Below are 25661 nucleotides of genomic sequence, written 5' to 3' on the forward strand. Positions count from 1 at the left end.
ATTAATGAATACAATCTCCAACACTCCTCTTTCACTCTTTGATGGCGATCAAATCGGAGTAGATTATACAGCCATGCAACCTGTAGAAACCTACCCTACCTCTACGAATAGTCTGGTAGATTTACTGCATGACGGCTTCTATATTGTTTTCCTGTTAAAAAATCACTATGTCCCTGTAAATATAGAGTCTTTCCGTGAAAAAATTCTGGAGATGTTGAAAAGTTTTGAACATCAGGCACGCCAGATGCAATTTTCAGCTGAAGATATTCAAGATGCAAAATATGCCTATTGCGCTTTAATAGATGAAACAATTGTCACCCAACAGGATGAGCGATTTTTTGATCTGCAAAATTCCTGGATGATCAGTCCCTTGCAGTTAAGCCTTTTTGGTTCACAACTTGCAGGTTATCGCTTCTTTGAATATCTGGAAGAAATACGCCATAAAGATAAGCAACGTCTGGCAGTATTAGAGGTATATCATTATTGCCTTTTATTGGGCTTCCATGGAAAATATCGAATTGAATCTATTGAGCATTTAAATAGTCTGATTGCTCGTATCGGAGATCAGATTGATTATCTCAAGGGTAAAAAAGTTGCTTTTTCTCCTTTTTCAGCAATTCCAGATCAAATCCGACATATTATCCATCGTGAATTACCATTTTTCTGGATTCTGATATTTTTATTATTATTTGCCGTGATCAGCTTTGTGGTTTTTAAATATGCCTTGTCAACAGAACAAGCTGCTGTTTTTTCTCAATATCAAAATTTGATTAGCGCGCCTGCTGAACAAGCCTATATTACGATTCATTTACCCTAACTCAATTTTCAAATAAATATGATGGACACTTATAAAAATAAAGACTTAAAAAATGACGCCGTTGGAAAATTTATATCGATGAATAAAAAAAAATTTTTGAATTATTATTAGATCAATCATTCAACTGATGATTTTGATTATATTGAGCAGCTTTATTCTATTAAGCTTAGCTATGTTAGCCTTGCTGTCTTACGAGTTTCGATTAAGAATACAGGATTTTTTTCTTGATTTGATTTCACAAAGCAAACAACAATTTTCTCAAGCAAAACAGTTTGTTCAGAAATTTCATCAGGCGGCATCGCCTGAGCATCTTCAGTCTGAATGGTATTTGCAGCAATGGTGGATTTTGATTTCAGGATTTAGCTTATTTGCCAGTATTTTAATGTTCGCTTTCACTCAGCCACTTACTGCAAGTAGGTTTGAAGCTGAATATTTGAGGAAAGTTGATCCACAGATTTATGCATTATTGGATGGGCAAATATTAACAGCTCCAACTGAAGTTGATGAACAGCTTATTATCGAAGCCTTACAAGAAGAATCTTTAGCAAATCATTCTGTAATTTCAGCGCAAAGCCTTAATCTGAATATTGAAGACATTCATATAAATCCAAATATCAGCACAGCAGACCGTAAATGGCATAAGATGAATCCGCGATTTAAACAGCGCTTACTGATGGTTTTTAAAATTATGCGCGAACAGCATGGTTATGAGCTGGTTTTACTCGAAGGTTATCGAAGTCCGGAAAGGCAAAACTCTTTGGCGACCAACAGTAATATTACCAAGGCCAAAGGCTTTCAAAGTTATCATCAGTTTGGTCTGGCCGCGGATATTGCCTTTAAGCGGAATGGCAAGGTGGTGATTAGTGAACGTGATCCATGGGCCATGCGTGGTTATGAACTGTTTGGCCAGATTGCAGAATCGATGGGTTTAACCTGGGGCGGTCGCTGGAAATCCATTAAAGATTTTGGACATACTGAATATCGTATGCCCGGTTTAAAGAAAACAGCTGAAATGGCGCATCAACTCATTCATGAAGGACAATTACAGACTCAAACATTTCAGCCTTGAGTGCGAAATCGTAAATTAATTTAGAAAAGTCTGCATATGTTTAATGACTTCATCTGGCTTTTCACCATGCAGCCAATGTCCTGTATTTTCAATGCATTCAATTTTCGCCTGAGAAAATTGTTCATTGATTGCCGCAAAATGTTCAGGTTTTGAGATATAAAAAGAATTACCGCCACGAAGAAATAAAGCTGGCTGATTAATTTTTTCGACCTTTTCCCAATCCATAATATCTGGATAATGATCAAATAAAGCCTGAACATTAAAGAGCCACTGCCCTTTATTAAAGGATTTTAATAAAAACTGAATTACCATTTCTTCATCAATGTATTCACGCATAATTTTTGCTGCCTCAAGTCGTGAAGCAACATTTGCTTGCTGCACCGCAAATAAAGCTTTAAAAATCTCAGTATGATGACTCTCATGATATTGGATTGGTGTAATATCCAGGACGACCAACCTTTCAGTTTGTACACGGGCTAAATCAGCCAATTTCATGGCAATTTTCCCACCCATGGAATGCCCTACTACTACGAACTTTTGAATATTTAAACTGGATAAAGTTTCTAGGACATCTTCCGCCATGAACTGATAATTTAAGTCTGAACTATGACCAGAAAGACCATGATTGCGTACATCAATTTGAAGCACGGTTCTTTGCTCAGAAAAATATCGAGCTAGTATTCCTAAATTACTTAAACTACCGAATAAACCATGAATAAAAATCATTGGAGATAGTACTGACGTTTCGTGGTGTTGGAGTTGATAATTTAGGATCATTTGAGAATTCCGTGATTTCTTTCTTTATTTAAGTGTTTATAATGGATTTATATTGGGAATTAATCAATTGCGAAATTTTTAAATATAAAATCCTGCTTAGGCTATTTTATGGGGATATATTTTGCTTAGGCTAAATAATTCATAATCGATTTGTAAGTATTTAAAATTACGATTTTAGATCTGGATGGATATCTGGCTATAAATATGAAAGAAGATGGTTGAGTTGTGGGGCAGACTAAATAAAATTAATGAAAACCTTAAAACTGGGATTTAATAACACATAAACCACTTTTAATTCGGAGTTTTTTCTTAAAACTAACTCGCTGTTATTATCCAAATAGACTGAGGTAATTTAAACAATCTTCCTTAATATTCACTGCTCATAATTTGTTAAAGATCGACCATTCATAAGTAGCTTATTAATCGACTTGATTCTATTTAAAAATAATCTGTCTTAAGACCAAATGAGTTACAGGCAGTAAACATCAGTATTATCAATTCCCCCTTTTCCCTTTCTTGAGAAAGTTGTTAAACTTATGTTTTGCTTAGGCTATTTTAGTATCTTAATATGCTTAAATTAGTAGCTTATATAAGCGTGCAATCACGCTATCCTACTTAAATTGTTCTGTTCAAGAAATACACCGCATAAATAAGACATTTTTTAGAAATTACAAAACCACGATTATTCATTTATTCTTATCAATAGATTGAATACAGTGGATATATCCCCGAGGTATGAGGTATGAGGTATGAGGTATTCACATTAAAATAAATTTAAATTAACTTAACATTTTCTTTATTAAATGATATTCGGGAGATGGTCTTTCAGGTTTTAATATCTATAAAATTTGATTGTAAAACAGACTTATTTATTTTTAGTCTACTGCGAAAAACGTTCGAGAATGAAAAGTATTTTATAATTTATTCTACATCCCTATTTTTACAAAATACGTTTGTAGTCATTCCAGATTGAGTCAAACTTTGATCCTGCCGCTCAAGAAAGTTTTTGGCAATCATAGCCATCGTGGGCGCCATATCCAGACTGCTGTTTTCTTCGGACACCTTTTGAATATCCTGATAGGCTTTCAGTCGTTTGCAGAAAGCCTGACGTTGAGTTTGTGCATCTGCCTTTTGATCATCTTCATCTAAAATGTATTTGGTTTCATTCACGATTTTAGTCTGTGCTGAAATAAACTGGTCATAGGCACTTTGTGAAAGCCGCTGTGCGAAGACCACACTACTCAGTCCTAATAATAATCCAGCACAAATGAAAGATGATTTTTTTAGCATTTAAATTTCTTCTTTCCAGACATCTTCATAATCATCGGCATCAATCATGAAACGAAAACCTGTTTCCAGAGCCAGATACGGTAAAACTTCTGGTGCGATGTCCTGTAATTCACGTACTGTCATGGTTTCAAAAGCCTCTTCACTTGAAGGCTCTCCGCCATAAATGTACCAGCTGATATTTTCATCTGTTTCAGGCTTTTTACGGATGCCGACAATCGGATCCTGTTTTAAGGTATGTACGGCCACCGCAACAACATCATCCCCCGTGACTTCAACATAAGCCGAGCCTACTTCTTCACAAAGTAGCTTTTGCTCTGCGATCAGTTCTTGTAACGGTGACAGGTTTTGCGTGTTTTTCGACATTCGGTCTTACTCATCATTCATTAGCGCGCTATTTTAACTTAATTTTAATGAAGCTGATTGGGATTTCGTCGAGATCTAAAAAATATCTGCCCTTAAACCGTGTTAAGCGCAGATATGGATCTCAGCTTATTGGAAGACTTTAAAGCGCTCTTCATCCGCCAGATAATCTTTGGCACGTGGCTCGCCTTCTATCGAACCAAAGACCAACTGTGCACGCAACTTCCAGTTCGATGGAATGTCCCATTCCGCATGTACCTGTTCATCCACGATCGGATTGTAGTGCTGCAATGATGCGCCCAGACCTTCTGTATGCAATGCTGTCCACGTTGCAAATTGCGCGATCGCAGTCGAATGCTCTGCCCAGATTGGAAAGTTATCAGCATAAGATGGGAATTGTTCCTGTAAGCCTTCTATAACTGTTTGATCTTCAAAAAATAAAACAGTGCCTAGCCCTGCCGCAAAACTTGCCATTTTTGCTGTGGTTCTTGCAGCGCTTTCTTCATCTTTGGCATAGCTTTTTAATTTATCTGCGACGAAGCCCCAGAACTTTTCATGTTCCGAATTGAATAAAATGACGGCGCGTGAAGACTGAGAATTGAAAGAAGATGGGCTCTGCTTAATTGCAGTCTGAATCAAATCAGTTAGATGTTCAGGAGATTGTTCAACATTCTTGGCAATAGCATAAATAGTACGGCGTTTAGTAATTAAATCTAAAAACTGATTCGACATTTTTGAAAATCCTGGGATATATCTTCGGGAAAATTTGAACCTTCAGTTATTTTTATGAAGGATAGCTAATCAATGGAGCTTTTGCTTTAACGTGAGATAAAGCCTATATACCTTAAAAAATAATGGACTCAATTACTAGGCTATTTAATTGATATTTTTATATATTTTTTAGCTAAAAATGATCATTTTCATCTATTTTTTGAACAATCGTTAAAACTACTGCCCTATGCGAGTGCCTGACGCTAAACAATGGTTCAACATGCGCTATTATTGATCAAAATTTTAAGAATAAAGACCTTCAATCACCAAATTTAATCTTGCTTAGGCTATTCTAAGAGAGAGCACATCATGAAATAAATCTCATCTTGCAGATAAAAATTAATCCCCCAAAATTGGAGGATTAATTTTATAATTAAAAGCTAAAAAACCGATTTAAAACTTCGCGTTCAGCACCTGAGCAGATACTTTAGTCTTCCAGAGCTCACGTAAAATCGGTAAATAGAATTTCTCACCGAGTTCCACCAGTTCTGCATCAATCAGAGCATGCATCTCATGCATAAACAAATAATCCAGTTCAACTGTGGTTAGTTTAGTCTGCTGTTTTTGATAGTCTTTGCGTTTCTGTTGGGCTTGTTTAACCAGACGATCCGCAAATGCTTTATGTTTAAACTGGGTAATTGCTTTTAAACGCAGTTCGATAATACCCCATCCTGTTAAAAACATCTGGAAGGTCTCAAAATCATCGCTGGTCGATTCCCAAGACATTTCTTCCAGATTTTCATTATCCGGAAGCACAGGTAAAAGAAGTTCCATCACACTTGGGAAAATCTTTTTAAAATTCAGAATAAATTTAACAGGATGCTCACTTGGATAATCCTTGAATTGCACCTTTCTTTGAACATCTGTTAAATAAATATCAAGCATAAAACAATCATCAGTGGTTAATCTCATCTAGCACTATTGTACGCAACTCTGCCTGAGATAAAAACCACTGCTGACTATTCCATGATAAAACAGGCGTAAAGATTGAAAATAAAAGTGCTCCGGCCCTTATTTAGCATTCGGTGAGACCATCTGTTCAGGACGCACCACTTCATCAAACTGTTCAGCGGTGACTAAACCCAGTTCAACAGCCACCTGTTTTAAGGTTTTTCCTTCCTTATAAGCTGTTTTGGCAACCTTGGCTGCATTCTCATAACCAATGACCGGATTCAATGCCGTGACCAGCATTAAAGAATCATGCAGGAAATGTTCAATTTTCTCATGATTCGGCTCAATGCCTACGGCGCAATGATCATTAAAACTGTTACACGCATCGCCTAAAAGCTGGATGGATTGCAACAGATTATAGGCAATGACCGGCATAAATACATTCAGTTCAAAGTTACCTGATGCACCTGCCACGTTAATGGTGGTGTCATTTCCGAGAACTTGCGCGACCACCATCGTCATCGCTTCACTTTGCGTCGGGTTCACCTTACCCGGCATGATGCTAGAACCCGGTTCATTTTCAGGAATACGCAATTCACCAAAACCACAACGTGGCCCGCTGGCTAGCCAGCGAATATCATTGGCAATCTTATTCAGGCTCACTGCTAAAGTCTTTAATGCACCAGAAGCAAATACCGCAGCATCACGGCCTGCCAAAGCCTCAAACTTGTTTGGCGCAGTTACAAATGGCAAGCCAGTTAATTGTCCCAGGGTTTTAGCAGACTGAACGGCATAATCAGGATGGGCATTCAGACCGGTACCAACCGCTGTACCGCCTAATGGTAATTCATATAGTCCGACCAATGCCTGTTCTAGACGAAGAAGCCCATGATCCAGCTGAGAGACATAACCGCTGAATTCCTGCCCCAAGGTTAAAGGCGTAGCATCTTGTAGATGTGTCCGGCCAATTTTTACAATATCGGCAAAATCCTGAGATTTGGCATATAAAGTATCGCGTAAACGTGTGACAGCCGGAATTAAAAGTTCATTAATCTGCAAGCTCGCAGCCACATGAATCGCAGTTGGAAATGAATCATTGGTAGATTGGGCACGATTGACATGATCATTTGGATGAACCGGTTTTTGTGCCCCTAAATGATTGCCCAATTTCTGGTTGGCAATATTGGCAATCACCTCATTACAGTTCATATTGCTTTGTGTACCTGAACCAGTTTGCCAGACTACCAGTGGAAATTGACTGTCCCATTTCCCGCTGATGACTTCATCTGCCGCATCCACGATATAGCGTGACAGTTCTTGGGGAATCTGGTTTAGCTCGGCATTGGTCAAGGCAGCCGCTTTTTTGACGAGTCCCATGGCACGAATCATTGGCCGTGGCAACCGCTCATTGCCAATTTTGAAATTTTGCAAGCTACGCTGAGTCTGAGCGCCCCATAAAGCCTCACTCGGTACAGCCACCTCTCCCATCGTGTCATGTTCAATACGTGTTTGCATGTTCAACCTCAATTCTTCTTGCCTGTTACTGATTTTAGGAATTTCTATATCAATGATTTAATCTATTTATTTAAAGTAATCGATCACAGCAATCATGTAAATGATAATTATTATCAAATATAGCTAAATACTTTTAATTACTGCCCTCTGAGCATATTCTGATAAAACAACCATTCATCCTCAAGCATCTTTCTGAGTGATCGCTGAGGTTGCCAATGTAGAATATTTCGCGCCTTTTCAATGTTCGCCCCCAATTGATCCATTTCCGCATGGGGATATGGTAAAGCATCCATGGTTTTGATTGCAGATTGAGTCACTTCAGCCAGTTGATCTAGCAAATCCTGTATGGAAATCAATTCACCAGCAATATTAAAGGCTTCACATTTTAATTCCTGCTGTTGTGACAGCCATTGCAAGGACTTGATCACGGCATCACAACAGTCTGCGACATGCAGAAAACTGCGTTCTACTGTGCCATCCGCAGTATGGGCCTGACGGCGTAATTCCAGATATTCACGTTGCTGTGCAGCGACCTGCATCGCCAAAGGCAAAATATTTTTTGGCAAAGGTGGCACTGCTTCCCCCAGTACACCGTGTTCAAAGGCACCTGCGATATTGGAAAGACGTAGGATTGCAATCCGCCATTCATTGTCAGTTTTGGCAGTATCGCGAATAATTTCCTCAACCATCTGTTGCGATTTGATATAGGGATTCGGATAGATATAGTTAAAAGGCAGATCTTCGCTTAAATCTGTGCCAGATTGTCCATATACCGCCAGACTGGATAAATGTACCAGATGACGCACTCCGGTACGTTGCATGGCACGCATGAGACTCATAATACAGCTGACATTATCATTATAATATTCAAGTGGTTTTAATACTGATTCTTCCAGTGATTTAAAACTTGCGGTATGCACCACAGCCTGAATCGAATGCTGCTCAAAGACTTTGTTCAATGCTGGCGTATTGCGAATATCAATTTTGATAAAAGGTACATACATACCAGAAATAAATTCGAGGCGCTCCAGAGTCTGTAAGTTAGCATTGGCCAAATTATCGACCACAATGACCTCTAGTCCTTGTGCTAACAGACTTAAAGCAATATGTGAGCCTAAAAAGCCTAATCCACCCGTCACTAAAATCATTTATACTACCTACTTTCTGATGAAGCCAAGATCAATCTGTTGCTATTGATCAAGCCTGTAGTGAATTTCGATGAGCACCTTAATTCTTGTTACCTCCGCACCGACTTCCATTTATGCCTGGCATGCCCTGGGTTTGGCTCAGGCCTTGCAAGATAAACAGGAAGCATTCCGTGTATTCTTCTATCAGGACGGCGTATCGGTCGCAAATGCACTGCAATGGGTACCCGACGATCAACGTCATCTTACACATGCATGGCAAGCGCTACAGATTCGCCTCCCGGTCTGTGTAAGTGCAGCATTGGCACGTGGAATTACAGATCTGGACAATGCTCGACGTCACAATATTCAGCAGCATAATCTGGCAGATGCCTTTGAATTGGTCGGTTTAGGTGAACTTGCCGATGCTGTTCAGTCCTCACAACGTCTCATTCAATTCTAGATGTTTCATTTTTTAGAATGTGTTGCTTTTCCAAGGAATCTTGTGTGAAATCTGTACTTGTTATATTAACCCAAGCCAATCTGACCAGCCTGCAGGTGCATGAAAGCCTGTCAGCTACCATGGTCCTGGCAACCTTTGGCGCAGAAGTTAAAGTCCTGCTACAAGGTGCTGCCCTTAGTCTGCTGCGTTCAGAGCTGCAATTTGACCAGGTGCATCATGCATTCAAACTGGCATCAAATATGGTCGACAGTTTCGAGTTTTATGATCTCACTCCAGTTCTGATTGAGCAGAAAAACCAGCATTCCTCATTTGTGGCACAGAGCGAACAAGAAATCGAATTTATTGAGCTTAATTCTGAATTTATTCAAAGCTTTGATCATGTGTTGTATTGGTAAGGAATAAGGATATACAAATGTCAAATCATACACTTTACCTGATCCAATCCAGCTATTCGGCAACAGCGCAGATCCTAGAGCAACTGGCTCAAACTTATACAATGGGTGATCAGGTCGTGCTGATGGGTGAAGCGGTTTTGCTGCTAGAGCATTCATTTCTTCAAAGCTTGCCGCAAGTTCACATACTGAAAAATGATGCGGAGTTATTAGTACAGCCTTTGCCTGATCAGATAAAGCTTTTGAATTATGCGGATTTTGCAGATCTTTGCCTCGAGTTTAATCGCTGCATTTCAATGAAATAATAAATGAGTTAGATATGAATTTAGAATTGGATCAAGATGGCCATCTGGTTGACTATACCATCTGGAATGAAGAAGTCGCTCAAGTGCTGGCCGATAGTCTGAAACTGAGCTTAACTCCTTGGCATTTTGAAATTCTGCAAGCGGTACGTCAGTTCTATCAGCAGTTTGGTCATTCACCAGCAACACGACCACTGATTAAATTTTTAATGAAAACTGTCAGTGCCGATATCAATAATGCCATGCTTCAAGAAAAGTTTAATACTGGTCTGGTGGCCCGTCACTTAAGCCGTTTGGCTGGTGTACCCAAGCCTGCGAACTGTTTATAAAGATACTTAGCTTTTTAAAGTATGTATTTAAAGGCCCAAATCATATTTTGGGCTTTTTTATGAGAGCAATTTTTAGGCTTAGAATAATGAAAGATGCATCTGGATCTAATTTTTCAAATTCGAGTTTGTTCTAATACTCGCAATGCCCGATGCAATTCATGATCCATTTCAGGCAGAACCTTAATCAGAAAATCAATTTGTGCTTTCGCTTCGGCCTTGCTCACCAGTTGGGCCTCTACCAGTTTTTGCTGCTGAGTGATCAACAAACTGACTTGGTGAGGATCTGGTCGTTGTCCCTCACTTAAAGCGTTAATGATCTGAGTAAAGTCCAGATATAACTGTTCTTGTTGCTTTGATAATTCGCTTTGCTTTGCAACCGTATCATTCTGTTCCTTATTCGTAGTTTGACTATTCTCAGGAGAGTTAACAGATATATAGCTTGCCGATTTTTCAGCTGGCAGGACCGGATCAGAATGGGTCTGATCAGTAAAATTCGTCCGATAGATTTCTTGTCGTACCTGATAGCCAATACCGACTAAAGTCCCAAACAATAGCAATCCGAGTATTACATAGAACAGAATTGTTTTATCATTCATTTTTATGTCCTCAGCTAAAGAAAGACAGCCTTTATCAAAAAGCTGTCTTTTTCGCTCATCGACGATTGACTACGGCGTTGACCAGTCTGCTGGTGCATATCCAATCCGGACGCGTTGTGGATGATTTCCTACCGGCACACTCAGCACTTTATTGCCTGTAGCAAAATCAATCACTGTGACTACATCTGTTTCACTTTCTGAAATTACACAGCTACGACCATCCGGGCTTCGCGTTGCCCAATAAGGTTTACCTGCAGAAATCAGTTTCCCGGCTGTCAGTGTTTTGCGATCTACAATCGTAGCGTAGTTATCCATCGTACCGGCGACACAGAGCTTTTCACCATCCGCACTGATTGATAGGCCATGATGGCGTGAATCATTCACCCATTTGGTTCGGTCTTTCTGGATACTGTCACTGCCAGGGAGCTGTCCGATCCGGCTAATCTTGTTCTGATTCAGATCGTACTCAATCAGCCCATTAAAAAATGAAACCTGGGCATACAGTTTGGTTTCATCCTTACTAAATACAATTGGTCGTACTGAGTTGGATAAATCTTTACGACCAAATGCATCCAGTGCAGGTCTGAAGTCAATTTTTCTTAGCACCTGATGCGTATTGGCATCTGCGATAGTGATAAAACGCTTACCTTTAGTAAAGTCTTGCCACTGTGCATCCATCGAGGTTTCAACATTGCCGATGGCAGAGTTCAGGATCTTGTTGCCGCCATCGAAGTAAATGTTTTCATGCGGTTTGTCGCCAGTGCTGAAACGGCCCAACTCTTTACCGGTATGGATATCCAATACATGCACCACATTTCCTGAAGATGCAGATACGGCGACTCGTTGCCCATCTGGTGATACCGCCATATGGTCGGCACGGAAGCCTTCAACAGGCGTACGCCAGTTAATCTTGCCAGTTTTGATATTAATCGATACCACATCGGCGAAACTTGGGCGCGATGCGACCACTGACTGGCCATCTGGTGTCGAGTACATATCATCCACCAGCTGGTCATTGCCTTCACCGGCTGTGCTCTGAATATAAGTATAGGCAATCAGCTTGATTGGATTCAGGTGAATTTCTTTAAGGCGCTCTTTACGATCAGGAATCATGTTAATGACGCCAATTTTGCCAAAATCACCCGATGGACGAATCACAGTTACCGTGCCATCCCAGTTATTTCCGACAAAGAAAACCTGCTGTGAATTGGCAGGTGCAGCTGAAGGCGCAGAAGCAGCCTGTACACTCGGCAACGCAGAAAGCATCGCCATTGCAGATAATGTCAGACAGAACCGTGGCCATTTTTTATTTTGAATTTTCATCCATTATGCTCCGCATAATAATTTATATTTTTGTTTTCATTCCTTGTTGTGTACACAGTCAGGCTGTGTTTTAACTTATCTAATATACAAACGTATAAAATGATTTACTGTTATTTCCGACCAAAAAATATGCAGCCACTTCAAATCTTTTACTTCAGGTTCTATGAATTTAGGTGATCATCATGCTCTGATCTTATATATCCAGCACATCGACAAACTGTGCATTGAGCACTTTGGCAAGATCAGCCGATTTTAATCCGATATCCAAACCCCTTTTACCGCCACTCACATAAATCTTATCTAGCTGCTCGGCACTTGCATCAATTACTGTTTTTAACCGTTTCTTCTGGCCAATAGGACTGATTCCACCGACCAGATAACCGGTCAAACGTTCTGCATGTTTAGGATCTGCCATCTGGAGTTTTTTGCATCCTAAAGCCTGCGCTACTTTTTTCAGATTAAGTTGATGATGTACCGGCAATATGGCAACAAAATACTGTTTATCATCCGTGACCAATAAAGTTTTAAAGACTTCTTCTACCGAAAGTCCTAGTTTTTCAGCAGCTTCTAGCCCAAAACTTTTGGCATTGGCATCATGTTCATATTCGTGAATGCTGTATTCGATTTTATTGGCTTTTAATAGTTTGCATGCAGGTGTCATAGAAAGTCTTGTTTGAGAGGAATCGCATGATTATATAAAGATTAGCTCAAGAAGTTAATTTAGATGAGGCAACTACAGAGCAAATTTTGCTTTAAGCCCGTATTCCGCCTCAATCAGACCTATTTGGCTCAATATTTACGACCATCCCCACTTTTAAACTTTTCTGCAAAGATACTGACGCGCAAAATAGCAACAAATATATGCGTTTTTGCCACTATCTAAGCGTTAGGCGATTAATGGCTTCACTGTGTAGAAGACTTGAAGATGAACACATTCGTCACTTCATGCGTCTATAAATACGAGGCATATAGTCCAAGGTTTTTATCTTAAACCTGCTGAGATTTAACCTTTATCTCCGGAAGAAGAAATAGATTCTTGTACAGTGTCTGTCATGAATACTTGAATTGAAAATGATGTAATTAATTCCAATATATTGGAAGAATAGACCTAGGAAAATCCAAGTACAATAAGAGAAAATATCATTAACATATTGTCTTATCTTATATTTTTAAATTTTCATCAAGTTTTGAGAAACGGTCGATAGCTTATATATAAAGAGGATAATCAGCACAACTCTAAAGTCAGAATGTAAAGAGTTTTCTATGCTATAGAAGTCGAACATTGCAGTAAAATCAGCCAGACAACTCTTGTTCAAAACTAAAAATATCACTAAAAGGAAGAATTTAGCGTTAACATGAAGATACAGTTACATAAAGGATATTAACTGTTTTTGCCAATTGGGTTTACAATGAAAATAATCTGAATACCCAGCGAATTGTAATTTTTTAACATTGCCAAATCTCTGCAAAGTTTTCATTATAGCGCCACTGTTTGCTATATGCTTTCTACGTTAATTCAAAGAAATTATAAATAGTAATGTAGAAAATCATGCAATAATAAGCAGAGTTTGCAGACATCTTGCAAACAAACCCCGATACTTTTTAATTGGAGCATGCTGGATGAGTTCGACCATTTTGGTTATTCATGGACCGAATTTAAACTTGCTTGGGAAGCGCGAACCGGAAGTTTATGGTCACCTTAGTCTTGACGATATTAACCAGCAGCTGATTGCTCAGGCTCAACAAGCTACCTTACAACTCGATACTTTCCAGAGCAACTGGGAAGGTGCCATTGTTGACCGAATTCATCAAGCCCAGCAAGACGGCATTCAATATATCATTATTAATCCAGCAGCATTGACCCATACCTCTGTTGCTGTTCGCGATGCCCTCCTTGGCGTTGCCATTCCTTTCATTGAAGTCCATCTGTCTAATGTGCATGCACGTGAGGCATTCCGACATCATTCATACTTGTCCGATAAAGCCATCGGCGTGATCTGTGGTCTAGGTGCAAAAGGCTATGCTGCTGCCCTCGACTATATCATTGAAAAAATACAACCTTCTACACAATCTTAATTAGGAATACTGTCTCATGGATATCCGTAAAATCAAGAAACTCATCGACTTGATGATTGAATCTGACTTACAGGCGATCGAAGTTAAAGAAGGCGATCAATCGATTGCATTAACTCGTCGTAATCCAGTGGTTGCAGCAGCTGTTCCTGCGATGCCTGCACCAGCAGCCGAAGCGCCAGCAGCAAAATCTCCTCGCGGTGCTGTTGAAACTTCACCAATGGTCGGCGTGTTCTATGCAGCACCAAGCCCAGGTGAGCCGACCTTTGTTAAAGTTGGCCAGACCGTTTCTGCAGGCGATACGCTCGGTATTATCGAAGCAATGAAAATCATGAACCCGATTGAAGCAACTCAAAGCGGTGTGATTGAAGAAATTCTGGTGAAAAATGGTGAAGTGATTCAATTCGGTCAACCACTTTTCCGCTACCGCGCTTAATCACCCCGGGGATTTATAATGTTGCAAAAAGTTTTAATTGCAAACCGTGGTGAAATTGCGTTACGCATCACCCGTGCTTGCAGAACTTTAGGGATCAAAACTGTAGGTGTCTATTCTGACGCAGACAAGGACCTGATGCACTTACGTTTCTGTGATGAAGCAGTATGTATCGGCCCTGGTGCGAGCAGTGACAGCTACTTGAATATTCCTGCGATTATTACAGCTGCTGAAATTACCGGCGCAGATGCAATCCATCCTGGTTATGGATTCCTCGCTGAAAATGCAGAATTTGCAGAAATCGTAGAAAATTCTGGTTTTATCTTTATTGGTCCGCGTCCGGAACATATTCGTTTAATGGGAAACAAGGTTTCTGCCATTATTGCCATGAAAAAAGCGGGTGTACCAACAGTACCGGGCTGCGACCATGCCGTAACGATTCACAATGCCATGGCTGAAGCCAAAGAGATCGGTTTTCCACTGATTGTAAAAGCTGCTTCTGGCGGTGGTGGTCGTGGTATGCGTATCGTAGAAAATGTCGATACCCTGCTGGAATCTGTTCAGGCTGCACAGCGTGATGCAGAAATGTGGTTCGGTGATGATACGGTCTATATGGAACGTTTCCTGCAAAAGCCACGTCACGTCGAAGTGCAAGTACTTGCTGATGGTAACGGCCATGCGATTCATCTGTATGATCGTGACTGTTCGCTACAGCGTCGCCATCAAAAAGTACTGGAAGAAGCACCTGCGCCAAACTTACCAGAGCAAGCACGTGCTGATATTCTAGAAGCCTGTGTCAATGCCTGTAAATTGATGCAATATCGTGGTGCAGGTACATTCGAATTCCTGTTTGAAGATGATGAGTTCTTCTTCATTGAAATGAATACGCGTGTTCAGGTTGAACATCCGGTAACTGAAATGGTAACGGGTATCGATATTATCGAACAGCAATTGCGTATTGCTGGCGGCTTAGGTCTCGATATTCAGCAAGAAGACGTCAAAGTTTTAGGACATGCGATTGAATGCCGTATTAACGCAGAAGATCCATCGACCTTCCTGCCTTCACCAGGCAAGATTGACAACTTCTATGCACCAGGCGGCGCAGGTATCCGTTTAGATTCGCATGTTTATCCAGGCTACAGCATTCCACCGTATTATGATTCGATGATTGCCAAACTGATTTCGCATGGTAAGGATCGTGAGACATCTATTTCTCGAATGAGAAATGCTTTGGAAGAAATGATTTTGACTGGCGTTAAAACCAATATTCCTTTGCATAAAGATTTAATCCTTCAGGATAAAAACTTCTGCAAACAGGCAATGGATATTCATTACCTAGAGAAGCATTTATTAAAGCAGCTTGAAGGTGCTGAAGACAAAGCTTAAATCAAAGCTCATAAAAAACCGCTGTCATTCAGCGGTTTTTTATTGTGTGCAATTTAAGGCAATACGCGTCTGAGCACGGCAAAACATTGCTCGGCTTTTTCATTGGCACAGAAGTTAATGGTATAAGGGTTTTGCCATTTGACAAAATACTGCGAAATTTCACCAGACTGATCCACTTGATTGCCTGAACAGTCTTTTTCATTATTGTCGTATTTTACTTGCAGAATCAGCGCTGGAATCTGCTGCGAAGGATCCTGTGCCGGCTGATAGTCATACAGCCCTGACGTCCACTCGTCGCCACTTTTAATCACCACATTATTATTGCCTTTAAAATTATAATATTCGATACATTTTTTATTATTCGGGATTTCCATTCCCCACAATCCGACAATTTCCGGACGGGTTTTCACAGTAAATGTATTTGGGATTTCAGCAGCTTTAGCAGGAGCATTTGCTGGTTTTTTATTTTCTGTCGCCATTAGCCAAGGTGAGCTCATGAGTAAGATAAGGCTAAGACATATTTTTTTCATATTTACCGGCATCTTGTTAACAATTGATTCTAAATTATCATATTTTTTGGGATCGTGTCCCGCTCTAACGCAATTTCAATACAGAGTCAGAAATTATTTATCACATTGTTTAAAAAGATGGATTTCCTTTCTGACTTTTTTTGTATATATTTCGTATATAAGAATCTTAATAGTCCGTATTAATAACAGATTAATCAAACAATAAAATTATATTTTGGGTCAAACTTAGTTGCTGAACAAAGTGATCATTCACACTTAAAAATTTGAATAGGATTTTAAATTTGCAATTAGCTCGAATAACAGAACAACAATTAAATCATGAAACCTATGCTTATTTTGTCATTGTTTTCGCTGTTTTAGTCTGTTGTTTTATTGGGATCGCAACCAGACCGATTGAGTACCTGGCCTTATTGTGGCCGGCCAATGCTGCCTTGTTAGCCCTGTTCTTACGCTTTCCACATTTAAATAATATGGGAGGTTGGCTCGGTGCATTCAGTGCTTTTATGTTTGCAGATCTGGTCACCGGGAACAGCCTATTACAAAGCCTGTTTCTTACCCTGTCTAATCTGATCAGTACTATTGTCTCGATATTTTTTATTCGATATTTCAAGATTAATTATAAATACTACAATACCGGTTATACCTTTATTCATTTATTTGGCATCTTCGCATTTGCCGGCTGTCTGGCCAGCGCTGCTTTTGCAGTTGCCACCCTGCCAAACTTACCCAATACATTCATGACCAAAGAAAACTTATGGATTGATTTTGGTCTATGGTGGACGGGCGAGATGGTCAATTATATCGTGGTATTACCTTTGCTTCTGGCCTTTCCCAGAATCAAGGATATGCAGTATCTGTTTAAAAACCGCCGTCAAAAGCGTCATCATTTCAGTTATTTTCTGCCCGCAGCTACAGTCGTACTCTGTGTCATCATCACCAATATTTTTTCAGGTCCGGGCACCCTGCTCTATCCTTTGGCTGCGCTGATCTGGGCCGCATTAACCTATCGCCTGTTTACCATGACCATGATCAACGCTTTTGTGATTATCCTGACCTATTACAGCCTGACGCAATTTTACGCCACCAATCACACCATCCTGGCAGATTCTACGATTTATATTTCGCTCCGGATCGGGCTGTTTATGCTGGCCTTATCTCCGCTCATCCTATGTATTATCAGCCAAAACCGCAATGAGCTGTTTAAACGGGTCTTGTATCTGGCCAATCATGACAGTCTGACCCGCACCATGAATCGTCATTTCTTCTTTCAAAAAGGTGAATATTTACTGCAATATGCCAAGACGATGGAATTTTCAGTGATCATGCTGGATATTGATTATTTCAAACGCCTGAACGATCATTTTGGCCATCATGTCGGTGATAAAGTCTTGCAACACTTTGCGCAGATTGTACGTAACAATTTGCGTGCACAAGATCTGTTTGCACGGATTGGTGGAGAAGAATTTGTACTGCTACTCTGGAATACCGAACCATCAGAAGCACGTCTTATTACAGAACGGATTCGTGATCTAGTGGAAAAAACCCCGATGCATCAATCAGATGGCTCGTCCCTGTATATTACCGTGAGTGTGGGCATCACCCATCAAAATGAACCCAACTCCCAAGATCTGCAAAACCTGATTAATATTGCAGACCAAGCCCTATATCAGGCCAAACATCGTGGGCGCAATCAGGTGGTGCTTGCATCTTGAGCCCAAATCATCTACAACCTTGAAACAGCATTAATGCTAGGGAATGGCAATGAAATTTGAAGAATATCTGCAATATGACGGCTTAGGACTCGCTGAACTGGTCGCCAATAAACACGTACATTCAAGTGAACTTTTATCTGCTGCCTTAGAACGTAGTTCCATTGCCAATCCCGAGCTGAATGCAATTATTATTCCGATGCATGAACATGCCTTGAAACGGAGCCAGCAAAATCTGTCCGGGCCTTTTGCCGGTGTACCTTTTCTGGTTAAAGACCTGTTTCAGGAATATGCCGGTTATCCGACTTCTTATGGCTGTCAGGGCTTAAAACGGATCGGTTATATTGCCGAGACCAATGCCGAGATTGTCAATCGCTGGGAAAAAGCCGGGATTGTGACTTTTGGACGTACCAATACCCCTGAATTTGGGATTAAAGGTATTACTGAACCTGATGCCTGGGGCAGCTGTAAAAATCCGTGGAATTTACAGCATAATAGTGGCGGCTCATCAGGTGGATCAGCCTCTGCCGTGGCTGCCGGAATTGTACCAATTGCGGGTGCTGGTGATGGTGGCGGCTCGATACGTATCCCCGCTTCCTATTGCGGCCTGTTTGGCCTGAAACCGAGTCGTGGCCGCACGCCTTGGGGACCACAAATGAGTGAAGCCATGCATGGCGCCGCGATTCAGCATGTACTGACCAAAACGGTACGGGATAGTGCTGCAATGCTGGATGCCACCCATGGTGAAGATCATAGTTCACTGTTTAAGATTCAGCGTCCACAACATCATTATCTGGATGTGATTCAGCAACCACCGAAGAAGCTAAAAATTGCATTTAGTACTTATTCTACCATTGGCACACCTGTTTCTCAGGACGCGATCAAAGCCATCGAACAAACAGCAAAACTTTTAGAATCTTTGGGCCATGAAGTAGTCGAAGACCGTCCAGCCATTGATGGCATGCAACTGGCCAAGGATTTTATTACCACCTGGTTTAGCCAGTTTTCATTTATGCTGGATGAAATTCAGAAAGGCTATCCATCCAAATCTAATGATTTTGAACTGGACTCTTTAGCCTTGGCAGCTTTTGGGGCCAAAACCAGCGCGATTGATTATATCCAGAACCTGAATAACTGGGGTCAATATGTAACCCAGATGAATCATTTCTTTGATGATTATGATCTGTATCTGACTCCTGCCACGGCGACAGTGGCGCCAAAAAATGGTGAGGTCAAAACACCAAACTGGCAGAAACCGATTCTTAAAGCTTTATTGAAACTGAATAAAGCGCATTTACTGGCGCAAGGTAAACTGGTCGACCAGATTGTGAAAGAAAATCTGAAATGGGTGCCTTTTACCCAGTTGGCCAATATTACCGGACTCCCGGCGATGTCTGTACCGCTGTACTGGAATGAACAAAACCTGCCGCTCGGTTCACAGTTTATTGCGCCGTTTGCCCGTGAAGATCTCCTGCTACAATTGGCAGCTCAATTGGAACAAGCTCAACCGTGGTTTGGGCAATATTCCAAGATCCGTATTTAATGTTGAGATGATATTTTCAAGCCTGTTTTTGCAGTTCGACTTTATTTGGCAATCCGAAAATCAGTAACAAGCCAAGCAAGGTCGATGCTGCAGCAGCGATAAAGATAGATGTGCCGCCGACTTGATCCCAATAATGCCCAGCCAGAATACTGCCACTCGCCACACCAATGCCCCACATGGTGCTATAGAGCGCTTGTCCACGTCCTTGCTGCCCTGCAGAGAAGTTCTGGAATATCACCCGCATTGCAATCATATGAAATAAACCGAAACTTAAAGCATGAATCGTTTGAGCAAAAAACTGTGCCATAAATGAAGCAGGAAAGACTCCGACGATGAACCATCTTAATCCTGTCATTAACAAGCATAGCGTGACCAGATGACGCCATGACCACCGTGTCAGAAAGAACGTCGCATAGGAAAACATGATTATTTCCGCAATGACCCCGACTGACCAGAGCAGCCCGATCTGACTGGTGCTAAATCCCGCCTGACTGAGATAATTGCTATAAAAACTATAAAATGGCGCGTGTGAAAATAGCAGAATCAATTCAATCAGGAAAAAGCTATACACCACTGGGCGTTTGAATATTGGCCATAAGGGTTCGAGCTGTTTCTGTGCGGTAGGTGCTGTCGTGGGCTCTTTAATGGTAAATGACCAGAGAAAGGCCAGAAATGAAATACACAGCAACAACACTGGCAACATACTGATACTAATAATTTCAAAGACGGCGCCTAAGCCGAATACACCAATAATAAAACCGACAGATCCCCATTTTCGTACTTTGCCATAGAGTTCTGCTCTTTTTTCCCCGAGCCAGAACAAAGTCACCCCTTCAAACTGTGCCAGAATGGCATTCTGAAAGAAACTAAAAATCAGCATCAGTAAAGCTACGGACTGAAAGCTATTGGGAATGATAAAAATCATGAACCAGATACAGGCTTCCATCCAGGTGGCAATACGCACCAGCAGCATGCGTTTACCGGATTTGTCTGCAATCCAACCCCAGATCAACGGCGCAAAGAATCGGGTAACAATCGCAATAGAAGATAAAATGCCGATTTCCTGATAATTGAAGCCTTGATCTTCAAGATACAGACTCCAAAAAGGCATGAATGCCCCAACAATCGCATAGTAAAAAAAGTAAAATCCACTGAGTCTATGCTGGATTGCTAGAACTGGCATTGATTTATATATCCTAATATTTTCAAAATTTTAAACTCAATAAATTTCTATAGCACTGTATTCGACGACTCTTGATTTTGCTACGAGCATCTCGCATTAGTCTAAAAATAAATTTTCATAAGTTTATGGATAAATTTTGCTAAAGTAAAAAACTCTGTGTTGAGTTAAATTAAAGTAAGAACATAAATCGTCTTCTATATTGAGCACACGACAAAGAGTGGAAACAGTTTTAGGAAGGAATTGGATGGACTTAAAATCTGAAGATCAATAATTACACAGACATTATTATTGTTTTATGGCTAAAGTATGTCCAAAGAATTTTCAGTTCATAGGCTAAAAAATTAAAACTAACTCTAGCTTTATAGCAAGGAGAAAATCAATGCCTAACTTTATAAGACCTATATGCTCGGGTCTAGTTTTCTCTTTAATGGCAATAAGTATTTGTAGTGCGGCATATGCTAACGCTTCCCCTATAGCATCTAACTCTTCAAAAGATAATATTCATCCCAATATAGATCATCATTTAAGTGAAAGTCTTTATCCTGATGAAGCAAATATAACTGAAAAAATCGCAGATATAATTGAGATATCGATTCGGAAAGAATATTCCACAGGTATCGCGCTACGTGATGCCCATCCCAAAGCACACGGTTGTGTACGCGCAGAATTCAAAGTAGATGAAGCTCTTCCTAAAAACTTGGCTCAAGGTGTTTTTCTTCCTGGAAAAACATATCAAGCCTGGATTCGTTTCTCTAATGGTTCTAAAGATGCCCAACAAGCAGATATTAAAAAAGATGCCCGTGGCATGGCGATAAAACTTTTAGGAGTACCGGGAGAAAAGCTTTTAGATGATGAAACCTCTACTCAAGATTTCATTATGATCAATCATCCTGTCTTTTTTGTGAATGATCCAGTTCGATATATGTCATTTATGCAAGATATAAATAGCGATAGATTTTTTAATAAACTGCATATTCCTTTTGCATTAGGAGCTAAAGGAACCTGGATTGCCTTAAATACGAGAAATAAAATTTCTAATCCTTTGCAAACTAGATATTGGTCTATGGTGCCCTATCAATTAGGAATAGGCACTGATCGTCAAGCTGTAAAGTATTCAGCTCAAGCATGTTCGACAGTGATAGATCCTCTTCCACATGCTCCCCATCATAATTTTCTAAGAGAAAAATTGCGCAAACATTTGCAAAAAAGTGAAGCATGTATGGAGTTTCTGATACAGCCTAGAACATCAAACACCATGTCAGTCGAAGATTCCATGACTGAATGGCAAGAAAGTGAGGCGCCTTTTTACAAGGTCGCAACTATCCGCATTCCTCAGCAAGTTTTTGATACACCTGAACAAAACAAGTTTTGTGAAAACCTTTCCTTTACACCATGGCATACACTACCGGAGCACAAACCTCTGGGAGTAATAAACCGAATGCGAAAAGTGATTTATGATCGTATTAGTGAGGTTAGACATGATATGAATTCTACTCACAGATCAGAACCACATTAAAATATAAGTGCTTATATGAAGTTATTAGCTAAACTAAAATAACCTGTTGTACTGCTCATTCGCCTTAACTTAAAAGCTTTAATTTACAAACTTTGTGCAGAGTTAATTTAGAAACATAAATAAAGCTGTTACATTAAAAATGACATTATAAAAAGGAAAATGGTTTCAGTGATGAAAATTAAACCTCCTATTATTAAATTGATCATGAGCTGTTTATGTTTAGGTTCAACATATGCAATAGCCTCTCCTCCACTTCCCGATAACAGCAAAATCCAAGCATCTCATATTTCGGAAAAAATACCGGGTACAATATTATCTATACAAGAACAAGATACTGATCTGTTTACGAATGCCTCACAACGTTTCTTAATTAATTATCGCAGTCGTGGCACAAAATCCGAGCCCATCGTCACTTCAGGCTATATCCTGTTACCTAAAGGCAAAGTCCCTAAAGATGGATGGCCTGTTCTGGCTTGGGCGCATGGTACAACTGGCGTTGCTGGTACATGTGCACCCTCTGGCGATTATGTGGGTGGGCCAGTCCATGTCTATCAGCAAATCGCTGCTAAAGCACTGAATGCCTGGCTCGCTCGCGGCTATGCAGTCATTGCACCTGATTATCAAGGCTTAGGCACTCCGGGCGGTCATCCTTATATGAATGCGCGAAGTCAGTTGCATACTGTCGTGGATGCTGTACGAGCGATCCACCATTTAAAGCCTTATAGCTTTAGTAAAAATTGGTATGTTATGGGTCATAGTCAAGGAGGTGCAGCATCTCTTAAAATTGCTGCGGCCGGTCAAAAAGATGCACCTGAATTTAATCTTCGCGGGGCAATTGCACTAGCACCGGGCGGCTACCAATATGAAGGAATCGCTGAATATGTTGCCAGCAATTCGCAAATCACGACTGATGTCGCCGCATTTTTTCCAATTGTGCTTTTAGGAGCAGAGGCTGCAGATCCGCTGCTTGCTCCAGCAAATTTAGTGAGCCCAGAAATGGGAGAAATTCTTAATCATGCACGCAGTCGCTGTTTGTCAGAATTACAATCTGACCTAAAACAAGCACCTAAGACTGTCTTTAAATCAAATGTAAATCTGGCACCTTTGACCAATTATTTAAAAGAACAGTCTATTGAGAATATGAAACCGACTGTGCCAGTTCTGCTGGTACAAGGTGAGAAAGATCAACTGGTCGATTATCGTGGTACTTATGCTTACTACCAGCAGGTATGTACAAAGCAAAAATCTATCGTCTTCCATCTCGTCAAAAATGGAGATCATCGTGATTCCTTAAGACAGAGTGAATTTCTAATTGGAAACTTTATCCATTCAGTTGAACAAGGGAAAGCTTTGAACACCTGCCCTACAAAATAACCCGGTGAGCTTTTGTATTTAATCATTAAAAACTCAAATATTTTAATCTTCATATTTATAGAATAGTCCTTTAAAGGAGCACTATTCTATAAAGAGGATAAACTAATATTAATCCGTATTCTTACTTTCTGTTAAAACTATACTTACGATTTCGAATTGTTTTGAGCCCATCATTTTTATACTTTAATTCTTTAGCAAATAATAATTAGAATGAAAGAGGTTATTTATGTGCTCGAACTATGAATTTCCCTCAAAAAAACGTCTTTCCTTATTAGATATTCATGAAGAGCAACTCGAACTGGGCATGAAACCGCATGTTTATCCTTTAGCGCCAGCCCCAATCATTATGCGCGGTGCTGATGAGTTTGAGCTGGATATCGCACGTTTCGGACTGATTCCAGCCTGGGCGAAAGAATTGAAATATGGCCGGCATACCTATAATGCACGGACTGAAACAGTGGCATCCAAACCGAGTTTTCGACATGCCTGGAAAAACAACCAGTTTGCTTTAGTACCGGTCGATACATTCTATGAACCTAAATATATAGACGGTAAATCGCACTGGTTTGGCATTTCACGTGAAGATGGCAATCCTTTTACCGTGGCGGCGATTTATGATGACGCACACATTGATGGTGAGAAAATCAGATCATTTTCGATGCTGACCATAAATTCAGATCAACATCCCTTTATGAAACAGTTTCATGACCCGAATGACGAAAAACGCTCGATTATTGTGATTCCGGAAGAATCACGACATGACTGGTTGCACTGCGATCATGAACAAGCCCATGAATTTTTCTTTGAAATGAAAGATGAATTTATTGCAAAGCCTAGAGATCAAGGTTTATCGGGAAATTAAAAAGCCCTAAACCAAGTTAGGGCTTCGTCCATATGAAAAAGCTATTTTTGCTCTCTCAATGGATTTTCCGGTTCTGCATTGGGTTTCTTCTCTGGTTTGACATGCTTATAAGATGCCTGATTACCCTTGTCATCATTTGATTCTTTATGCGGATTTGATTCTTGCTCTGGCTTATTTGTCATATGTATCTCCTTCATATATCTATTAAGAGATAAATATGACATCTGCTGCTAAACATCAATGTTATTTATGTTGCACATTCAGTTTTTTTAAAAGACAAACTTTCCTTCAAGTGCTCTTTTACATTTCACAATTCCTGAAGTCCATCTGAGCAAATAAGCTGTTCAGCCTGATCGTAGATGGTACAGCAAAGAATATGAATTCGCGTGCGAGCCGATATCGAATACATGAAATTTTCTAAGCTTATCCACTGCCGGAAAAAGTCTTTTCATTTCAGTAAAACCTTTAGGATGCTTGGCCTTAATCAGTCAATCCCCACCAGCTAATGCAGTTTCAGCCTGTGGCCTCTTTTGAATTGCTTCAAGAATTCGAGCATGGGTGATCACACGCATAAATTTTATTGTATTCCAGTTCTAAGCAGCTAAGAATTTATCAAAACGTAATCCTATTGAAATATTTTTCTTATAAAGTATTCCTTGTGAGAAATTATGTTTAGATCCAAAAATTTTATCAGTAAAGAAAAACCCCGCCAACTGATGATTGAACGGGGATTGATCTTCATTAAGATGTCTAATGATTTGGCAAATTATTCAATATTTTTCAAGCAATCACGACACTGTTTGACCTCATCATGGTTACAAGTGTAGTTAATTTCAGTCGCACCATGAAGACCAAATAAACAAAATATAAATTGCATCATGTTTTTCTCCTGAGTGTAAAAGGCTCGATTCAGGATCAAGCCTTATTGCTTTAAATATAGAATGACTCAATACAAAATGATTGGATCAGCGATCTAGAACAACTTCAGTACTCAGCTCTCTTAGCCCTTCAGTAAAATTGAAGCTTTTGGACT

The 25661-nt window shown here is 40.1% G+C and carries 27 protein-coding genes; 14 read left to right on the forward strand and 13 right to left on the reverse strand.

What is annotated here, in order from left to right; all coding sequences use genetic code 11:
* The first annotated feature begins 4 nt into the window (after positions 1-4).
* Together icmH and F894_RS05090 are read left to right on the forward strand one after the other, a co-directional pair.
* Positions 5-817: a type IVB secretion system protein IcmH/DotU gene (gene icmH, locus F894_RS05085; protein ID WP_005107023.1), complete on the forward strand. Its 813-nt coding sequence runs from the start codon at positions 5-7 to the stop codon at positions 815-817.
* A 127-nt stretch (positions 818-944) separates the two neighbouring features.
* Positions 945-1886, forward strand: coding sequence for a M15 family metallopeptidase (locus F894_RS05090; protein WP_005246480.1), 942 nt, complete (start codon positions 945-947; stop codon positions 1884-1886).
* Positions 1887-1901: 15 nt separating this feature from the next.
* Here the strand turns inward: F894_RS05090 and F894_RS05095 are convergent, their stop codons facing one another.
* The 7 genes from F894_RS05095 to F894_RS05125 form a co-directional block, all read right to left on the reverse strand.
* On the reverse strand, positions 1902-2663 hold the full coding sequence (locus tag F894_RS05095) for an alpha/beta fold hydrolase (RefSeq protein ID WP_005246481.1): 762 nt from the start codon (positions 2661-2663) through the stop codon (positions 1902-1904).
* A gap of 921 nt (positions 2664-3584) precedes the next feature.
* Positions 3585-3953 (reverse strand): hypothetical protein, encoded by a 369-nt coding sequence (locus tag F894_RS05100; protein ID WP_005107026.1) that lies wholly within the window; start codon positions 3951-3953, stop codon positions 3585-3587.
* Positions 3954-4316, reverse strand: coding sequence for an immunity protein Imm33 domain-containing protein (locus F894_RS05105; RefSeq protein ID WP_005107027.1), 363 nt, complete (start codon positions 4314-4316; stop codon positions 3954-3956). It abuts the gene before it with no gap.
* Positions 4317-4442: 126 nt separating this feature from the next.
* Positions 4443-5045: a nitroreductase family protein gene (locus F894_RS05110; protein ID WP_005107029.1), complete on the reverse strand. Its 603-nt coding sequence runs from the start codon at positions 5043-5045 to the stop codon at positions 4443-4445.
* 432 nt (positions 5046-5477) lie between these two features.
* Positions 5478-5969 carry a hypothetical protein gene (locus F894_RS05115; protein ID WP_005246483.1) on the reverse strand — a complete coding sequence of 164 codons (492 nt, stop codon included), beginning with the start codon at positions 5967-5969 and terminating at the stop codon, positions 5478-5480.
* Between the two features lie 126 nt (positions 5970-6095).
* A complete protein-coding gene (gene fumC, locus F894_RS05120; protein ID WP_004280213.1) occupies positions 6096-7490 on the reverse strand; it encodes a class II fumarate hydratase in 1395 nt (464 codons plus the stop codon).
* A 137-nt stretch (positions 7491-7627) separates the two neighbouring features.
* Positions 7628-8638 (reverse strand): NAD-dependent epimerase/dehydratase family protein, encoded by a 1011-nt coding sequence (locus F894_RS05125; RefSeq protein ID WP_005246486.1) that lies wholly within the window; start codon positions 8636-8638, stop codon positions 7628-7630.
* Between the two features lie 70 nt (positions 8639-8708).
* Between F894_RS05125 and tusD the strand changes: the two genes are divergently transcribed.
* Genes tusD through F894_RS05145 form a run of 4 tightly spaced genes read left to right on the forward strand, consistent with a single transcriptional unit; the run spans position 8709 to position 10100 of the window.
* Positions 8709-9077, forward strand: coding sequence for a sulfurtransferase complex subunit TusD (tusD, locus tag F894_RS05130; RefSeq protein ID WP_004280211.1), 369 nt, complete (start codon positions 8709-8711; stop codon positions 9075-9077).
* Between the two features lie 44 nt (positions 9078-9121).
* Positions 9122-9472, forward strand: coding sequence for a hypothetical protein (locus F894_RS05135; RefSeq protein ID WP_005246488.1), 351 nt, complete (start codon positions 9122-9124; stop codon positions 9470-9472).
* 17 nt (positions 9473-9489) lie between these two features.
* Positions 9490-9774 carry a DsrH/TusB family sulfur metabolism protein gene (locus F894_RS05140; protein WP_005246491.1) on the forward strand — a complete coding sequence of 95 codons (285 nt, stop codon included), beginning with the start codon at positions 9490-9492 and terminating at the stop codon, positions 9772-9774.
* Positions 9775-9788: 14 nt separating this feature from the next.
* A complete protein-coding gene (locus F894_RS05145; RefSeq protein WP_005246493.1) occupies positions 9789-10100 on the forward strand; it encodes a TusE/DsrC/DsvC family sulfur relay protein in 312 nt (103 codons plus the stop codon).
* A gap of 113 nt (positions 10101-10213) precedes the next feature.
* Here the strand turns inward: F894_RS05145 and F894_RS05150 are convergent, their stop codons facing one another.
* The 3 genes from F894_RS05150 to ybaK form a co-directional block, all read right to left on the reverse strand.
* Positions 10214-10696 carry a hypothetical protein gene (locus F894_RS05150; protein WP_005246495.1) on the reverse strand — a complete coding sequence of 161 codons (483 nt, stop codon included), beginning with the start codon at positions 10694-10696 and terminating at the stop codon, positions 10214-10216.
* Between the two features lie 69 nt (positions 10697-10765).
* Complete coding sequence (locus tag F894_RS05155; protein ID WP_005246497.1) at positions 10766-12019, reverse strand: YncE family protein; 1254 nt, start codon at positions 12017-12019, stop codon at positions 10766-10768.
* 193 nt (positions 12020-12212) lie between these two features.
* Positions 12213-12680 (reverse strand): Cys-tRNA(Pro) deacylase, encoded by a 468-nt coding sequence (gene ybaK, locus F894_RS05160; protein ID WP_005246500.1) that lies wholly within the window; start codon positions 12678-12680, stop codon positions 12213-12215.
* 959 nt (positions 12681-13639) lie between these two features.
* Between ybaK and aroQ the strand changes: the two genes are divergently transcribed.
* From aroQ to accC, 3 genes are read left to right on the forward strand one after another with little or no spacing between them, the layout of a single operon-like run.
* On the forward strand, positions 13640-14095 hold the full coding sequence (gene aroQ / locus F894_RS05165) for a type II 3-dehydroquinate dehydratase (RefSeq protein ID WP_005246503.1): 456 nt from the start codon (positions 13640-13642) through the stop codon (positions 14093-14095).
* A gap of 16 nt (positions 14096-14111) precedes the next feature.
* On the forward strand, positions 14112-14528 hold the full coding sequence (gene accB, locus F894_RS05170) for an acetyl-CoA carboxylase biotin carboxyl carrier protein (protein WP_005107117.1): 417 nt from the start codon (positions 14112-14114) through the stop codon (positions 14526-14528).
* Positions 14529-14546: 18 nt separating this feature from the next.
* Positions 14547-15911 (forward strand): acetyl-CoA carboxylase biotin carboxylase subunit, encoded by a 1365-nt coding sequence (accC, locus tag F894_RS05175; RefSeq protein WP_004646808.1) that lies wholly within the window; start codon positions 14547-14549, stop codon positions 15909-15911.
* Positions 15912-15964: 53 nt separating this feature from the next.
* Here the strand turns inward: accC and F894_RS05180 are convergent, their stop codons facing one another.
* Positions 15965-16408 carry a hypothetical protein gene (locus F894_RS05180; RefSeq protein ID WP_005100815.1) on the reverse strand — a complete coding sequence of 148 codons (444 nt, stop codon included), beginning with the start codon at positions 16406-16408 and terminating at the stop codon, positions 15965-15967.
* A gap of 314 nt (positions 16409-16722) precedes the next feature.
* Here F894_RS05180 and F894_RS05185 point away from each other — a divergent pair, with 314 nt between their 5' ends.
* On the forward strand, positions 16723-18153 hold the full coding sequence (locus tag F894_RS05185) for a sensor domain-containing diguanylate cyclase (RefSeq protein WP_005246505.1): 1431 nt from the start codon (positions 16723-16725) through the stop codon (positions 18151-18153).
* Between the two features lie 49 nt (positions 18154-18202).
* The gene (locus F894_RS05190; RefSeq protein ID WP_005246506.1) at positions 18203-19693 is read left to right on the forward strand and encodes an amidase; all 1491 of its coding nucleotides are present in this window, start codon (positions 18203-18205) and stop codon (positions 19691-19693) included.
* A 16-nt stretch (positions 19694-19709) separates the two neighbouring features.
* On the opposite strand, the gene F894_RS05195 is transcribed toward F894_RS05190, so the two are convergent.
* Positions 19710-20876, reverse strand: coding sequence for an MFS transporter (locus tag F894_RS05195; protein WP_005246507.1), 1167 nt, complete (start codon positions 20874-20876; stop codon positions 19710-19712).
* A gap of 379 nt (positions 20877-21255) precedes the next feature.
* On the opposite strand from F894_RS05195, the gene F894_RS05200 reads away from it, so the two are divergent.
* The 3 genes from F894_RS05200 (at position 21256) to F894_RS05210 (ending at position 24628) form a co-directional block, all read left to right on the forward strand.
* Positions 21256-22392, forward strand: coding sequence for a catalase family protein (locus F894_RS05200; RefSeq protein ID WP_005246508.1), 1137 nt, complete (start codon positions 21256-21258; stop codon positions 22390-22392).
* A 159-nt stretch (positions 22393-22551) separates the two neighbouring features.
* The gene (locus F894_RS05205) at positions 22552-23766 is read left to right on the forward strand and encodes an alpha/beta hydrolase family protein (protein WP_416201976.1); all 1215 of its coding nucleotides are present in this window, start codon (positions 22552-22554) and stop codon (positions 23764-23766) included.
* Between the two features lie 226 nt (positions 23767-23992).
* Positions 23993-24628, forward strand: coding sequence for an SOS response-associated peptidase (locus F894_RS05210; RefSeq protein ID WP_005246511.1), 636 nt, complete (start codon positions 23993-23995; stop codon positions 24626-24628).
* A gap of 41 nt (positions 24629-24669) precedes the next feature.
* Here the strand turns inward: F894_RS05210 and F894_RS15150 are convergent, their stop codons facing one another.
* Entirely contained in the window at positions 24670-24810 is a 141-nt protein-coding gene (locus tag F894_RS15150) for a hypothetical protein (RefSeq protein ID WP_005107128.1), read from the reverse strand.
* Positions 24811-25661 lie beyond the last annotated feature (851 nt).

It is taken from the genome of Acinetobacter sp. CIP 51.11, from assembly GCF_000369665.1.
In the GTDB taxonomy this organism is placed as follows: domain Bacteria; phylum Pseudomonadota; class Gammaproteobacteria; order Pseudomonadales; family Moraxellaceae; genus Acinetobacter; species Acinetobacter lwoffii_S.

What these genes read in the sequence shown, in the direction of transcription:
- F894_RS05190 (WP_005246506.1), top strand. Translation starts at nt 18,203, where the DNA reads ATGAAATTTGAAGAATATCTGCAATATGACGGCTTAGGACTCGCTGAA.
- F894_RS05150 (WP_005246495.1), bottom strand. Translation starts at nt 10,696, where the DNA reads ATGAATGATAAAACAATTCTGTTCTATGTAATACTCGGATTGCTATTG.
- tusD (WP_004280211.1), top strand. Translation starts at nt 8,709, where the DNA reads ATGAGCACCTTAATTCTTGTTACCTCCGCACCGACTTCCATTTATGCC.
- ybaK (WP_005246500.1), bottom strand. Translation starts at nt 12,680, where the DNA reads ATGACACCTGCATGCAAACTATTAAAAGCCAATAAAATCGAATACAGC.
- F894_RS05200 (WP_005246508.1), top strand. Translation starts at nt 21,256, where the DNA reads ATGCCTAACTTTATAAGACCTATATGCTCGGGTCTAGTTTTCTCTTTA.
- F894_RS05195 (WP_005246507.1), bottom strand. Translation starts at nt 20,876, where the DNA reads ATGCCAGTTCTAGCAATCCAGCATAGACTCAGTGGATTTTACTTTTTT.
- icmH (WP_005107023.1), top strand. Translation starts at nt 5, where the DNA reads ATGAATACAATCTCCAACACTCCTCTTTCACTCTTTGATGGCGATCAA.
- F894_RS05210 (WP_005246511.1), top strand. Translation starts at nt 23,993, where the DNA reads ATGTGCTCGAACTATGAATTTCCCTCAAAAAAACGTCTTTCCTTATTA.
- F894_RS05125 (WP_005246486.1), bottom strand. Translation starts at nt 8,638, where the DNA reads ATGATTTTAGTGACGGGTGGATTAGGCTTTTTAGGCTCACATATTGCT.
- F894_RS05205 (WP_416201976.1), top strand. Translation starts at nt 22,552, where the DNA reads ATGGTTTCAGTGATGAAAATTAAACCTCCTATTATTAAATTGATCATG.
- F894_RS05115 (WP_005246483.1), bottom strand. Translation starts at nt 5,969, where the DNA reads ATGCTTGATATTTATTTAACAGATGTTCAAAGAAAGGTGCAATTCAAG.
- aroQ (WP_005246503.1), top strand. Translation starts at nt 13,640, where the DNA reads ATGAGTTCGACCATTTTGGTTATTCATGGACCGAATTTAAACTTGCTT.
- F894_RS05145 (WP_005246493.1), top strand. Translation starts at nt 9,789, where the DNA reads ATGAATTTAGAATTGGATCAAGATGGCCATCTGGTTGACTATACCATC.
- F894_RS05140 (WP_005246491.1), top strand. Translation starts at nt 9,490, where the DNA reads ATGTCAAATCATACACTTTACCTGATCCAATCCAGCTATTCGGCAACA.
- accC (WP_004646808.1), top strand. Translation starts at nt 14,547, where the DNA reads ATGTTGCAAAAAGTTTTAATTGCAAACCGTGGTGAAATTGCGTTACGC.
- F894_RS15150 (WP_005107128.1), bottom strand. Translation starts at nt 24,810, where the DNA reads ATGACAAATAAGCCAGAGCAAGAATCAAATCCGCATAAAGAATCAAAT.
- F894_RS05155 (WP_005246497.1), bottom strand. Translation starts at nt 12,019, where the DNA reads ATGAAAATTCAAAATAAAAAATGGCCACGGTTCTGTCTGACATTATCT.
- F894_RS05090 (WP_005246480.1), top strand. Translation starts at nt 945, where the DNA reads ATGATTTTGATTATATTGAGCAGCTTTATTCTATTAAGCTTAGCTATG.
- F894_RS05105 (WP_005107027.1), bottom strand. Translation starts at nt 4,316, where the DNA reads ATGTCGAAAAACACGCAAAACCTGTCACCGTTACAAGAACTGATCGCA.
- F894_RS05095 (WP_005246481.1), bottom strand. Translation starts at nt 2,663, where the DNA reads ATGATCCTAAATTATCAACTCCAACACCACGAAACGTCAGTACTATCT.
- F894_RS05110 (WP_005107029.1), bottom strand. Translation starts at nt 5,045, where the DNA reads ATGTCGAATCAGTTTTTAGATTTAATTACTAAACGCCGTACTATTTAT.
- F894_RS05180 (WP_005100815.1), bottom strand. Translation starts at nt 16,408, where the DNA reads ATGAGCTCACCTTGGCTAATGGCGACAGAAAATAAAAAACCAGCAAAT.
- fumC (WP_004280213.1), bottom strand. Translation starts at nt 7,490, where the DNA reads ATGCAAACACGTATTGAACATGACACGATGGGAGAGGTGGCTGTACCG.
- F894_RS05100 (WP_005107026.1), bottom strand. Translation starts at nt 3,953, where the DNA reads ATGCTAAAAAAATCATCTTTCATTTGTGCTGGATTATTATTAGGACTG.
- accB (WP_005107117.1), top strand. Translation starts at nt 14,112, where the DNA reads ATGGATATCCGTAAAATCAAGAAACTCATCGACTTGATGATTGAATCT.